Here is a 13,573-nt window from a genome sequence, read left to right as displayed (position 1 = left end):
CTAAACAGCATTTTAACTGACAAAATCTATGAAACGAATCCGTACGTATAGGCGGGTTACACTGGCTGCCCAACTCGCTCTGGCAGCGGGCTTGGCTTCGTTTATTTCCAGGGACACGCACGTTCAGGACAAACCCGACGAAAGCCGGTTCACCCCCGTAACCGTCGTGGAAGACCTGGATGAGCCGATGACGTTTGAAGTCATGAAAGATGGAACCGTTTTCATTATTGAACGGAAAGGGGGACTGAAACGCTACAACCCTAAAACTAAATCGGTAGATCTACTCGCGACGATTCCGGTTAACACCAAGTACACCAGTAAAGAAGGGAAAGTTACCGAAGCTGAAGAAGGACTGATGGGCATGACCGTGGATCCTAACTTCGCTCAAAACCACTGGATCTACCTGTATTACGCCCACCCCACCGAGCACAAACACCTGTTAACTCGCTGGAAAGTGGGCGAAGATGACTTGCAGGAAAACTCCGAAAAAGTACTGCTTGAGGTACCGACGCAACGGGAAGTATGTTGCCACACGGGTGGAGGCATGACCTGGGACAAAGCGGGCAACCTATTCCTTACCGTTGGGAACAATACCGGGAACCAGAAAGCGGCTCAAACCGATGAACGACCCGGTCGCAGTAGCTGGGACGATCAGGGACACGCTGGAAATACCAACGACCTCCGCGGAAAAATTCTTCGCATTCACCCGGAAGCGAACGGAACCTATACGATTCCTAGCGGAAACTTGTTTCCCAAAGGTACCGCCCAAACCCGTCCAGAAATTTATTCGATGGGTCACCGTAACCCCTGGCGAATTTCGGTGGATAGCAAAACGGGTTACGTGTACTGGGGAGAGGTGGGTCCGGATGCTACGGAGGACTCGGAAATTGGGCCTCGCGGTTACGATGAATTAAACCAGGCTCGTAAGCCGGGTAACTTTGGCTGGCCCTGGTTTGTCGGGAACGATCAGGCATTTCCGGTGTACGATTATGAAAATAATAAACCACTGGCGAAGAAAGACCCGCAACGATTGGTGAATAATTCGCCGAACAATACGGGTTTGAAGGAATTACCTGCGGTAGCTCCGAACTTCATTTACTATCCTTACGGCGTTTCGGAAACCTTCCCACTCGTGGGTACGGGTTCGCGAAGTGCGACCGGCGGACCGGTCTATCACCAGTCGGATTTCAAGGGAGCTAAACGTCCCTGGCCCGCGTATTACGAAGGCAAGTGGATTGTTACGGATTTTTCCCGGGGCTGGATTATGGCCATCACCATGAATGAACAGGGTGATTATCAGTCGATGGAACGGGTACTACCCAGCTACCATCCGGTTGAACCAATTGATATGAAGTTTGGTCCCGAGGGTGATATGTATGTACTAGAGTACGGTAGCAACTGGTTCCGCAAAAGTGACAACGCCCGGCTGGTTCGCATCGAGTATAACAGTGGAAACCGCAAACCCATCGTCCAGGCATCGGCCAGTAAAAAAGGCGGAACCGTTCCGCTGAAGCTAACGCTCTCGGCTGATGGTACCAAAGACTATGACGGTGACGCTCTGAAATATCAATGGAAGGTAAGTTCGGCGGGCGGTACACCCAAGGTATTTACCACCGCGAATCCATCCCTCACGCTTGACAAAGCGGGTGTGTACACGGCAACCCTTACCGTGACGGATGCCAAGGGAGCGTCGAATAGTCAGTCGGTGAAAATTACGGCTGGCAATGAACCTCCGGCAGTCGCCATCAATCTCATGGGTAACAAAACTTTCTTCTTCCCGAATCAGCCGATTCAGTATGAAGTAAACGTGGCGGACAAGGAAGATGGAAGTCTGGCAGACGGGAAAATCACTCCGGCCCGGGTAGCTCTAAGTATGGACTATACGTCAGAAGGATTTGATTACGCGGAAGTCATTCAGGGTCAACGGAGTGTAGATGCTTCGACCCAGTACGCCGTTGCTCAAACGCTGATCAGTCAGAGTGATTGTAAAGTCTGTCATCAGGTAAGTACGAAATCAGTAGGTCCGAGCTTTACGGATATTGCCAACAAGTACAAAGGTGATGAAAAAGAGAAAGACCGCCTGGTACAGAAAATTCGGAACGGTGGTGTTGGCGTTTGGGGTGAGGTAGCCATGCCCGGTCACCCGGCGATGTCGGTAGCGGACGCGAATGTGATTGTCAATTACATTCTCAATGTCACGACCAAAACCTACAGCACCCTACCGACCAAAGGCAAGTACACCCCGGAAATTCCGAAGGATGATAACGGCCGGGGTTCCGTGCTGGTTCGCGTAGCGTATACCGACCGTGGCAATACGATCAATGCGAAGACCATTCCGATGCTGACTTCTGAGCAACTCATCGTGCTGCACAGTCCGCAAATGTATGCCGCCGAAGCCGCCGTGGTACAGGGTGCTGACCTGAAAGTACGCGGCATGGGCAAGGGTACCAACGTAATCCCTTACGCTAACTCGCTCATTGGTTTCAAGAACATTGACCTGACGGGCGTGAAACAACTGGAAATGGGTGCGACCGTTCAGGATCGCGAAGGAAATGTGGGTGGTACCATTGAAGTGCACCTGGATTCTCCAACCGGACCCCTCTTGGGCGAAACGAAAGTAACGCTGGCTCCCCCGGTGGATGTGGAAAAAGTGATGGCCCAACTCGAATCCGGTGATACCACGAAGACCGGCAGTAAGGTTCCTGCCAAACGGGATCCCTTCTACCGCCCCCCCGTTCGGGTGAAACTGAAAAGTACGGAAGGTCAACACGATTTGTACTTTGTTTTCAAGAATGATACAGCTAAACCTATCCAACCCCTGATGACGGTTTCGACCATCAAGTTCATGGATTAGGATTCTTTTAATAGGAACAAAAAATCCCGGCTTGTCACCGGGATTTTTTTGTTAAGTACCCTTCCACTCCCGTCTCCTTTTCTCGATTGCTCTTTCATTTCTTTTCTTTGACCTGAACTTTTCCGTCTGTAATTTAGTAGATTACATTCTGGCACTTTCTTTTCCCTGCCATTCTTTCTAGTACTGAGATTCTTTTATCTATGACCCAAATTTCCTGCGGGATTGACTTTGGCACGTCTAATTCCAGCATTGCCCTAGCCCACGAGGGTACTATTCATCTGGTTCCCGTTGAAAATGAATCGGTTACCATTCCGAGTGCTTTGTTTTATCGCCGCAATGACCGCCACACGTATTATGGTCGCAAAGCCATTCAGTTATTTCTGGATCGGGAGGAAGGCCGTTTTATGCGAAGCCTTAAGCGAGTGCTGGGTACGTCCATTATGAAGCAGGGTACTTTTGTGAATGGAACCCTGATGAATTTCAGCACCATCATCGCCACTTTTTTACTGCAACTCAAAGACAAAGCAGAAGTAGATGCGGGTCAGTCCATTGAGCATGTGGTACTGGGACGGCCCGTTCATTTTATTGATAATGACCCCGCGGGGGATGCTCAGGCCCAGCGAGAATTACAAGCCATCGCCGAACGCATTGGTTTCAAACACATTGATTTTCAATACGAACCCATCGCCGCCGCCTTTGCTCACGAAGTGAATTTGACGGAAGAGAAGCTGGCCCTGGTAGTGGATTTGGGTGGTGGTACTTCTGACTTTACAGTCATCCGTTTATCACCCAAAAACCGTACAAAAGCCGATCGTACCTCGGATATTCTGGCCAATACGGGCGTACGGGTGGGTGGCAACGACTTTGATAAAGATCTGAGTCTAAGTGAGATCATGCCCGAACTGGGGTACAAAACTACGTTTGGAGAGAAGAAACTCGATGTACCCCTCAAGCCTTTTCACGACCTGGCGGAATGGAGTAAGGTAAACTTTCTGTATACGCCGAAAATGCTCATGCAAACCCGGCAAATTTTGGGGCAATCGCAGGACCCCAAACGCTACCAACGACTGTTGAAAGTACTCGAACAAGAGTCCGGCCACACCCTATTGGCAGCGGCTGAACAAGCTAAAATCGCTCTCACGTCATTGACGGAGCACGAGATGCCCTTTGACTTTTTGGAAAAAGATTTTAGTATTCCCATTCAGCGATCCCAGTTCGAATCAGCCATTACCGACGAAGTTGAGAAAATTTCCGGAGCGGCAACGGCTTGTCTTCAGGCAGCGGGCGTTTCGGCCGAAGCGATTGATCTGGTCATTTTGACGGGCGGCTCGACAGAAGTTCCACTGATTCAATCGGAATTTCGCCGACTTTTCCCGAAAGCTTCACTGGCGGATGAAAACAAACTTTCGAGTGTCGGTTTGGGCCTGGCCTATGATAGTCAGTATAAGTTCTCGGCTCAGTGAAAGAGCTGAGAACTTATTGATACTGAGGATCTGGTAAAGAAACGATATTCCACCAGTACCGCCGAAATTCTTTAAAATAGTCAACCCACTGCTGAATCAGCGTGGGTTTTATTATGTACGAACTTCCGCCCGTCTCATAACACCGGCTGATGTCCGTCGCATCACTGGAGTGGCTGAGTACGATGGTTGGAATGTGATAAAACGAAGAGTTTTTCGATTTTATGGTTTGGAGTAAACGTAAGCCTTCTTGCGAACTGGGCAAATACAAATCCAGTAAAATTACTTTAGGCAGAACGTGTAATTTAGACTTACAATCATTAAGGTACGTCATGGTTTGTGAAGCATCCGGCATCCAAATCACTTCTACCTCCGGTAACTGCTGCTTTAATACCGACTCAATTAAAAACCAATGATCCGGGTTATCTTCTACCACTAAAAGTTTAGCCTTTCTAAAATTACGCGGTGTAGTATCTTTATTCATGGGTGGTGGCGAGACGCACTTCAGTAGTTATTAGCAAAGATACGTGTAATTCTCAACTCCCCTGAGTCATAAAGTCGTATTATTCAAGGATTATTTCTAATTTAATTAGCCCATAGTTAAATAAATTTATAACAATTCAATAGCAGACAAATAATTTAATAAACTATTCTAAATGAATGGCTTAAATGCTTTTATCACAAAGTATTATCTGTATTTAATATAAATAAAAAGAAAACCTGCTCGCATCTACAAGCAGGTTTTCAGTATTTGTTACTTCAGTTACATAAGGCTCTTTCGAGCCGTTCCTATTATGTGTTAAAAATGTAGTACCAATAAGCAAAAACTCCCGTTGTCCGTCGACAAACGGGAGCTGAGTAGCTACTCTATCTCTCAACACATTCCGCCAAATGCGAAAGAGATTTGAGTATATAACCGATCCATAAACCGATTGTTTTGTGATCATTGAAACGGTTGCCTGCCATAGATCATTACATTCCTGTAAATTAAGTACATACACTTAATTTAGCCTTATTTCAATTTGTATTGAAAGAATATTTTTTTGTAAAGGCTACAATTGAGTTCTTAATTTAGAATTTACTTGTACGCTAGTAGGTCGAGTCTTTTCTTTGTAATATTAGCTTAACTCGCTGCTTTCTAGTACATCGCCTTCGTTCGTACCCCTATAAACGTTATCATACGCCAAACCAGTACATGCTTTACGGTTCTACCCAAGATACTAGGGACGAAAATTTCAATCCCTCTACCCTTTACCAGCTCCATGAACAGGGCGAACATTATCGTTACGCCCTTGAAGCAGCTGGTGTAGGCACTTGGGATTGGAATATGTTACGGCATACCATTCACTGGGATAGTCTTTGTCAGGAACTCTTTGGTTTCCCGAATACCAGTGTTGTAACTTATACGGAGGTAATCAGACACATCCATCCTGACGATTATACGGTGTTGCGGCATGCCATCCAAGCCGCCATCCAATCGCCGCAACATTGCACCTGCGAGGCTCAGTTTCGAACCGTCATGAACGGAAAACAACGTTGGTTGCACGGTAAAGGCAAAGCCTATTTCGATGAGCAAAATCGTTTGTATCGGTTTGCTGGAAGTGTACAAGACATCACGGATGAAGTACATACGCGACAGGTTCTCCAAGATAACGCTAGTATTTTTGAAAGTATCACCCAGGCAGTGCCCGCAGCTTTGTGGATGTCTGACCAGGAAGGCCTTACCACGTATATTAGCCAGAAATGGGGAGACTGGACTGGTCGTCATTTAGCAAGTCACCTGGGGATTGGCTGGTTAGATGCTATCGTTACGGAAGATCGCGAAAGAGCGGCCCAAATGTTTCAGGCCGACTTCCAAGCCCGCCGACCGCATCGGAGTGAATTTCGGATTGAGCACCTGGATGGCTCCCTCCGCTGGGTTGATTGTTCGGGAAATCCGCATTACGATTCAAACGGGCAGTTTAAAGGTTACGTCGGAGCCGTACTGGATATTACAGATCGGGTCATCACCCAGCAGAAACTAAAAATCAGCCAAGATCATTTTTACAATCTCATCTGGCAAGCTCCTTTTGCCATTGGTCTGTACGTAACCGAAGATATTCGTATCGAAATGGCGAATGATGCTCTACTGAAGATGTGGAGTAAGGACGCTTCCGTTATTGGCAAGAAACTGAGCGAAGCATTACCGGAGCTGAAAGATCAACCCTTTGAAGCGATCCTCAAAGAGGTTTATCGCACCGGTATAGCATATGAAACGCAGGAACAACGAGCTGATCTGTACGACGGCGATCAGCTTCGCCCATACTGGTTCAAGTTTACCTATAAACCCTTACGGAATGAGCGAGGTGAAGTTTGGTCTATCCTGCACATGGCCGTTGATATTACGGAGCGAGTACTAGCTCGGCAGAAGATTGCCGATGCCGAAGAAAATCTCCGCCTCGCCATTGATACGGCCGAACTTGGTACCTGGTATTTCGATCTTCAGCGTGGGGAAATGAGTTTGTCGGATCGCATTAGTAATTGGCTGGGTACCGAACCCGTCTCGGATCTGAAATCCCTGTTAATCAACATTCACTCAAAGGACGTTGAGCACATAGGCAGTAGCTTAAATCGGGCCATTCAGACAGGCTATTCAGAACCCTGTGATAAGGAATTTACGATCATTAATCGACTTACGGGCCAAGAACGCATCGTTCATGCTCAAGCCCGTACGCTAACCAACGAAGACGGCCTTGCCTATGCTCTGACGGGTACAGCCCAGGATATTACGAATCAGAAACTGGTTAAACAAGAGCTGGAACGACTCGTTCATCAACGCACCGAAGCACTGCGACTGAGTAATCTGGAATTGGAACAGTCAAACGAGAATCTTCGACAATTTGCTTTTGTAGCAAGTCACGATTTACAGGAACCGCTTCGGAAAATACAGTCGTTCATAACCTTATTGTACAATTCAGAAGCTCAGCAGCTCAGTACTAAAGGGGCTAATACACTCGATCGGATCCACGCTTCGGCCCGCCGGATGTCTACGTTAATCAACGACCTTTTGGTCTTTTCTTCCCTTACTCAAAAAGAAATCCCCATGGCTCAGGTATCCCTTACCTCGCTGGTGGAAGAAGTACTGGAGGATTTGGAAGAATCAATTCAGCAGGAAAATGTGCGACTGGAAGTTAGTAAACTGCCGAGCGTATGGGGGAATGCATCGCAACTGAAGCAACTCCTGCAAAATCTGTTGACCAATGCCTTAAAATTCGGGGCAATTGACCGACTAAATCACATTCAAATTAAGGGTAGTCAGGTAGCAGAAGAAACCTCGGAAACTTTCAATGGGTTTGTTCGTTTCTATCAATGGATTGAAATTTCGGATAGCGGTATAGGATTTGAACCGGCTTATCAGGATCGCATCTTCCAGATGTTTCAACGTCTGCATTCGAAAGAAAAATACGAAGGGACGGGGATTGGGCTGGCCATATGCCGAAAAGTGGTCGAAAATCATCATGGCAACATCACCGTTGCCAGCGTACCTGATCAAGGCACAACCTTCCGCATCTATTTACCTGCGATGCCTCCCCTACCGCTTCCGTAAAAATCTCTCTTACAAGGCATTAGTAATAAAACTACGAATAGATACCGAGCGTACCACCTCGCTGCAAAATACCGTCAATCCTTCTTCATCAAGGGTGTTCCACTGATCATAGGCGGCGTCTTGTCTGAGCGATGCCGCGACGGCGTACGCGATGGAACACGTTAAATCACCAATTACCTGTACGCGTTCGATGGTCTGCTCAAGCCCATTCGTTGACTTCAAATGGCGAGCCCAAAACCGTACGGATTCTACCTGGGCTACATTTTCTATTTTCTGTTTGAGACGATCAATACGTTGAGTGGACTGCCCGTAATGCTGATGAACAAAGTTTTCGTGGAGGGGTTCATTCCCAATGATTGCTAACGCTTCAATTAGCTTTCTTTTCTGTTCGGCGGTTAACATAACTTTAATTCATTAAAATAAATTACTCAGAAATCTTTGTTGGTTTTCAACTTATCCTACGCTTAACTGCAAAAGGATTAGAACGGTTTTTTATGCTTCAATGGTTAGATCGTAGCGTGCCATTGTAGTTTGACAATTTAACTACCAAGGTTAACAATTAACCAATTATTAAGAAGGCGAATTTCGCATATTACACTGACTAAAACCAGACGAAGATCATGAAATTCATCAAATTTATTACGCAAAAATACAACCAGGAAATCCAGATTAGGGCTTCAGCTATTGTGGCTTTCGAAGAAGTAACGAATGATACGACGGGTATTTATCTTGAAACTAGTCACTATTTAATTATAAAAGAATCGTATGCAGCGGTTGCTAATAGTATCACCACCGCTCTAGAACCTGAGCATCAAGATGACAAATTCGGCTTTTCATGATATTGATTATCAATACTTTATAAATTTCATCAGTAAATTTATAAATCCCAATTCGATAGATTTAACGTCCGGGTACTGAAAAACTTTTAAACGTTTTTCTACGCATTAGTAACGTTCAGTATTACTGAAATTGGGGACCATCTTACTAAACATGAATTATTTTTTCAAAATTTAACTTCTGATTCCCTTATTATCAGATGATAAATTATGAGCATACACCCAGGTAGGTTAGTTTTTCTTTTTGATCTATTTAATTGAGCAAATGATCTCTTGCATACTATGGAATTGACTCTATAACGGTAAAGTCTATTATCGACAAAGCCGGTCCTTAATAAAGGATCGGCTTATATCTTTCTCGGGTATAAAAACGGTTTTTTTGAACCAATGTAGGGGTTCTGAATTGGTTCAAAAAATAACGCTGACTACTAAACTGGTTCTCTAAATGCAGTCATTTTTCATTGCTATCCATCTTGTGTTTTGATCAGATTTTTGGATAGCAGTCCAGTACCCTTCGGCCAAGGTTACGTTCGTTTTTAAAAAGAGAAAGCCCTACGTAGGTAGGGCTTTCTCTTTCCTAATCTAGTTGCAAACAGAGAGTCAGGAGGGTTAGTGATCAGTTTGTTAAAGCTCTCCACTCGGAGTCGAGAAGCATAATCAAATCTAAAAAAGATTTTTGTTTAGAGCAAATTTTCTGCCCATTTTTTCAAAGGCGTACTAACACAAACGGCCTGGTCCCACAGGACAGGCCGTTTAGAGGCTAGATCTTCAAGCCGCCACTCTCCGATCCTAGTTATATATCAAACGATAAGGATAGACTTTACAGTATGTGGTGAAAATAATTTTTCGCGAAAATAGGGTAACCGTTTCTTACGCTATTTTCAAAGACTCGACTGACGCCTGAGCTACTCAATTAGCGGACGGAATACCCCAAGCACGTTATTTTTCTCGTATAGCCGTAATCATTTAAACGTATACTGCTATGAAACAGGACGAGATTAATGCCAAGAAGGCCGCCAGTCCGAATGGATTGACCGACACTTCCATTGATGGACTTAGTGGCGTATCAAGCGAAGTACCTTTAAAAGATGCTCCGCCTACGGATCGAATCGATGAAGAGTACACGGATGGGGATGAGCTGGATCCATCGATTAAGGTACGGCACCCCAATCGAAATGAAGATAAACCTGATATTGATAAACCTCGTTATCCCTAGTATATAAAAAGAGCTGCTTTCTACAAGCAGCTCTTTTTATATACTAGGGATTCGATACATACTAGGGTGCTGGCTAGCTAACCGGTTCGTATCCATCTATCTCCGGTATTCCAATGATTAATAGAATTGTATACGAATGTTTGGGCAAGGTCAACTGCCATCCAGACTTTCCAAGCGGTAATCAACGTACAAAGGCTATTCTTGAGCTACGACCATTTGCCATATTGTTCTGTACCGTAGATTGACCCTGTGGAGCGGAATACTGAAAAGTCTATCTGTAGCTTCTTAGTATTGGCTATTCAGATTATCACTTCCTGACGATTCAATCGTGCCTAGTTGCTGCTCTATGCTTGCGTGAGGATATAAGACTGCTCTGACGTTAACGAACCTCGTTTCTGCGGCCGATTTCCGCTTGGATCTCATCCAAGCGTTGTGAATGCCTTTTACCCATTAGAAAAGCTAGAATTACCAAGATACAGGGCAACATAAAACTTTTATGAGTAGCTCCGTAAACAGCAATGCCCATTGTTATACCGATGACCAAGCCAACGAAGATCTTTTGGGATTTCATTTTCTTCTCTTCGGATACTAATTCTTCGAGTGTCAGGGCCGAATAGTCCTTACTTGCTAACATAGAACGAATGGTTAGGTTAAAATTTTGAAATGTGAGTGGAAACTAGTAAAAACCTAGATCATCTACAAAGACTTAGATTTAAAAGTTAAAACCTTTTAAATCTATTATCCTCTTTCCAGTTAAGCAATCAATTTTAATCATTTTTATAGTCCATATACACTATTACAAATACGAGACTAGTTACACACGCAATGAGTTGATTTGTATAATAAAACTTCTCTTATTGATCCTACTAGTTATTGCAGCTATACGTTAACTAACGAGTATAAAAAACTACATTTCACAACGTTGTCACGCTAGTTCACCCTGTGCACGGGAATAGTCACGATGAAACAGGATTTTCAGAGTACCCTTAACTAAAAATTTCCAACCATAGTCCGGATACTTGAAAATGACAGGCAGTATAATTGCTATGATCGAAGAGATTAATTTAAAGCATAGATATTTCTTTTTTTTTAGTTCATTTTTCTTCGTAACCAGGCTCTTACTGGTTCATCATACCACTTTAAACTCATATAAGCCAATACGATTGCTCCGCCGAAGGTCAGTAGTGCATATGGCCATGCCTGTCCCAAGGTATTTCCTTTATGATTGCTTACCCAGGCTACGTAAAAATAGACCAACACATAATGGGTCATGTACAAGGGATACGAAAGGTCGCCGAGGAGCTGGCAGATCTTCGCTTCCGTTTTGGTATGTACCACGCCACTGGCCCCGAGATAGACAATGAGTGGGAAAATGAAGATAATGCAAAAAGACTCATACAACCCATTCAGCCACAGATGGGTTTCCCCGCCAATTCTGGGCATGAATAAGACGATAGCCACTAACAGACTACACCAGACAAAAGCATGTTTGATAAAGGTAGGCCGTGCGAGCCGCGACAAAAGCAAACCGGCAAAAAATGGAAATATCGTACGAGTGATGCCCACACGCAAGTGTTGAGCATTTAATGTCCAACCGCCCGCAACGTCTCCGTTCGGGTTAGTAACTGCATAATGCACAAGCACGACTGCGGCCAATGCTACAAAGCCCGCCAATGCTTTTGAGGATAATTTTCTTAGCCCTAGAGCGTAGAGGATATTGGCGATGTATTCGAAAAATAAAGACCAGCCCACACTATTGAGTGGATGCATTTCCTGCCATCCGCGTATATCCATTGAAAGCGGAATAGGTAAAAGCGTATAACCAATCAGCGTAACGACCACTAATTTCCAGACCGGAACGGTATGAATGAGGGGCCATATCGCGGAGTCGGTAAAGTAAAAAGTAAGGGCCCCTAGTGTCATCCCCCCTATGACGAGTGGATGGAGCCGCTCGAACCGGCGACGAAGAAAACCGCCAATGGTTAGTTTTTCCCACCGATCATCGTAGGCATAACCAATGACATAACCGGATAAAAGAAAGAAAAAATCAACAGCTAGATAACCGTGATTGACCACATTTACAAAGCGGCTGCTTGCCAGTGGCTCGGCCAGGTGAAAGAAGACCACGATAATGGCGGCTACTCCCCGAAGCCCATCTAAAATCAAATAATGCGGCTTGGTGCCCAGATTGTTGTTGTTCATTGCCAGTAGTAACTTCCGCAATATACGTTGACTTAACTAGGCAATAAATGGATTGTACTTTTTTCTTCTCGGCAAGATTCCCGCTACTAGTTTCCTTATACTTATGAATAAAATTCTTCGAACGTATTTAAATTAATGATCTTAGCTTTTTTATAAAATCCCAGCCGCACAAATCAAACGCCTTACTAGATTTCAATACCAACTGTTCCTAATTTTATTATAAATTCAGTATTTTAAGTTTATTCTGTTCATTATTAACGTAACTATATCTACTTTAAAAGCATTAATTTTCAACCTATTTATTACAATAAATTTTCATTATATCATTCTTTTTTAACAGACATAAAAATCAATCACTTTATTAATCTATTATTTTTAAAATAGAATACAATTCTTACGCTTACTTATTCATAGTCCCCTATTCCTTTCAATGCATAAACTAGGCACTATTTTAATCCTAAAGGTAACTTTTTGATACAAATCAGGTTTATTGTCTAATCATTGATCGCTCCTCACCTTTGTTTTTCGGAACACGGGTTTTTCGAATCTACTTAGTAAATCCATGAATCTCACTCAGCAAACCATTCTCATTACGGGAGCTACCTCGGGCATAGGCCTACACTTGGCCAGCAGACTCCACCAATTGGGAAATCAAGTTATTGCCTGTGGTCGCAATCAGCAGCAACTCGACCAAGTAGCTACGGAACATGCGGGAATGATTACGTACCTATGCGATATTACCGATGATTCGCAACGCCGTGATTTAGCAAATTGGGCCACGACTCACTACCCAACCCTTAACATGGTGATCAATAACGCGGGGATTATGCAACAGTTTGACCTTACTCAGTCAGTCGATTCGACGAAGGTAATGACCGAACTGGTAACCAATGTCCTGGCTCCGATTCATCTGGGTAGCCTGTTTATTGAGCACCTTCAACGTCAGTCGGTAGCTGCATTAGTGAACGTAAGCTCGGGATTAGCCTTTACGCCCCTGGCGAGTGTACCTGTGTATTGTGCCACCAAAGCCGCTTTGCATTCCTTCTGTCTCTCGCAGCGTCACCAGCTACGTAACACATCCGTACGAGTTTTTGAAATTATTCCTCCAGCCGTCGGTACCAATTTGGGTCATCAGGACGATTATGATAACAGTAAGGACGAGCTGATGCCCATGAACGATTTTATCGACGCTGTAATCAATGCTCTACAAACCGATACTTACGAAGCAGCCATTGGTGCTGCCGATTACCTGCGTCAGGAGCGAGATGCCGTGTTTGATTTAATTAACCCCTAGTACCCAAGTCGCCTCCATTCATGGAACTAACGGTTTTCAAACACGGAAGTTTGGGGACTGATTTGGGAAACCCAATGACATGAATGAAATTATCCGCTAATGATTTCATTCATGTACTATTTCAT

Annotated in this window: 10 protein-coding genes; 6 read left to right on the top strand and 4 right to left on the bottom strand. The window is 44.5% G+C overall.

What is annotated here, in order from left to right:
* The first annotated feature begins 28 nt into the window (after window positions 1–28).
* Entirely contained in the window at window positions 29–2,854 is a 2,826-nt protein-coding gene (locus C5O19_RS09050) for a PQQ-dependent sugar dehydrogenase (RefSeq protein WP_104711493.1), read from the top strand.
* A 200-nt stretch (window positions 2,855–3,054) separates the two neighbouring features.
* Window positions 3,055–4,317, top strand: a complete 1,263-nt coding sequence (locus tag C5O19_RS09045) for an Hsp70 family protein (protein WP_104711491.1) — start codon at window positions 3,055–3,057, stop codon at window positions 4,315–4,317.
* A 13-nt stretch (window positions 4,318–4,330) separates the two neighbouring features.
* Here the strand turns inward: C5O19_RS09045 and C5O19_RS09040 are convergent, their stop codons facing one another.
* On the bottom strand, window positions 4,331–4,798 hold the full coding sequence (locus tag C5O19_RS09040) for a response regulator (RefSeq protein WP_104711489.1): 468 nt from the start codon (window positions 4,796–4,798) through the stop codon (window positions 4,331–4,333).
* Window positions 4,799–5,509: 711 nt separating this feature from the next.
* Between C5O19_RS09040 and C5O19_RS09035 the strand changes: the two genes are divergently transcribed.
* Window positions 5,510–7,900: a PAS domain-containing sensor histidine kinase gene (locus tag C5O19_RS09035; RefSeq protein WP_104711487.1), complete on the top strand. Its 2,391-nt coding sequence runs from the start codon at window positions 5,510–5,512 to the stop codon at window positions 7,898–7,900.
* A 9-nt stretch (window positions 7,901–7,909) separates the two neighbouring features.
* On the opposite strand, the gene C5O19_RS09030 is transcribed toward C5O19_RS09035, so the two are convergent.
* Window positions 7,910–8,302 carry a hypothetical protein gene (locus tag C5O19_RS09030; protein WP_104711485.1) on the bottom strand — a complete coding sequence of 131 codons (393 nt, stop codon included), beginning with the start codon at window positions 8,300–8,302 and terminating at the stop codon, window positions 7,910–7,912.
* Between the two features lie 218 nt (window positions 8,303–8,520).
* Here C5O19_RS09030 and C5O19_RS09025 point away from each other — a divergent pair, with 218 nt between their 5' ends.
* Together C5O19_RS09025 and C5O19_RS09020 are read left to right on the top strand one after the other, a co-directional pair.
* Window positions 8,521–8,739, top strand: a complete 219-nt coding sequence (locus C5O19_RS09025; RefSeq protein ID WP_104711484.1) for a hypothetical protein — start codon at window positions 8,521–8,523, stop codon at window positions 8,737–8,739.
* 979 nt (window positions 8,740–9,718) lie between these two features.
* Window positions 9,719–9,952, top strand: coding sequence for a hypothetical protein (locus C5O19_RS09020; RefSeq protein WP_104711482.1), 234 nt, complete (start codon window positions 9,719–9,721; stop codon window positions 9,950–9,952).
* A 379-nt stretch (window positions 9,953–10,331) separates the two neighbouring features.
* Here the strand turns inward: C5O19_RS09020 and C5O19_RS09015 are convergent, their stop codons facing one another.
* Together C5O19_RS09015 and C5O19_RS09010 are read right to left on the bottom strand one after the other, a co-directional pair.
* Window positions 10,332–10,586, bottom strand: coding sequence for a hypothetical protein (locus tag C5O19_RS09015; RefSeq protein WP_104711480.1), 255 nt, complete (start codon window positions 10,584–10,586; stop codon window positions 10,332–10,334).
* Between the two features lie 455 nt (window positions 10,587–11,041).
* A complete protein-coding gene (locus tag C5O19_RS09010; protein ID WP_104711478.1) occupies window positions 11,042–12,154 on the bottom strand; it encodes an acyltransferase family protein in 1,113 nt (370 codons plus the stop codon).
* A gap of 562 nt (window positions 12,155–12,716) precedes the next feature.
* Between C5O19_RS09010 and C5O19_RS09005 the strand changes: the two genes are divergently transcribed.
* Window positions 12,717–13,448 (top strand): SDR family oxidoreductase, encoded by a 732-nt coding sequence (locus C5O19_RS09005; RefSeq protein ID WP_104711476.1) that lies wholly within the window; start codon window positions 12,717–12,719, stop codon window positions 13,446–13,448.
* The last annotated feature ends 125 nt before the right edge of the window (window positions 13,449–13,573 follow it).

It is taken from the genome of Siphonobacter curvatus, assembly GCF_002943425.1.
GTDB lineage: Bacteria > Bacteroidota > Bacteroidia > Cytophagales > Spirosomataceae > Siphonobacter > Siphonobacter curvatus.
Note: the sequence above shows the minus strand (reverse complement) of the source record. Positions and strands in the feature narration are given on the sequence as shown.

Coding starts and splice junctions, on each gene's coding strand:
- C5O19_RS09050 (WP_104711493.1), top strand. CDS start 29: ATGAAACGAATCCGTACGTATAGGCGGGTTACACTGGCTGCCCAACTC.
- C5O19_RS09045 (WP_104711491.1), top strand. CDS start 3,055: ATGACCCAAATTTCCTGCGGGATTGACTTTGGCACGTCTAATTCCAGC.
- C5O19_RS09040 (WP_104711489.1), bottom strand. CDS start 4,798: ATGAATAAAGATACTACACCGCGTAATTTTAGAAAGGCTAAACTTTTA.
- C5O19_RS09035 (WP_104711487.1), top strand. CDS start 5,510: ATGCTTTACGGTTCTACCCAAGATACTAGGGACGAAAATTTCAATCCC.
- C5O19_RS09030 (WP_104711485.1), bottom strand. CDS start 8,302: ATGTTAACCGCCGAACAGAAAAGAAAGCTAATTGAAGCGTTAGCAATC.
- C5O19_RS09025 (WP_104711484.1), top strand. CDS start 8,521: ATGAAATTCATCAAATTTATTACGCAAAAATACAACCAGGAAATCCAG.
- C5O19_RS09020 (WP_104711482.1), top strand. CDS start 9,719: ATGAAACAGGACGAGATTAATGCCAAGAAGGCCGCCAGTCCGAATGGA.
- C5O19_RS09015 (WP_104711480.1), bottom strand. CDS start 10,586: ATGTTAGCAAGTAAGGACTATTCGGCCCTGACACTCGAAGAATTAGTA.
- C5O19_RS09010 (WP_104711478.1), bottom strand. CDS start 12,154: ATGAACAACAACAATCTGGGCACCAAGCCGCATTATTTGATTTTAGAT.
- C5O19_RS09005 (WP_104711476.1), top strand. CDS start 12,717: ATGAATCTCACTCAGCAAACCATTCTCATTACGGGAGCTACCTCGGGC.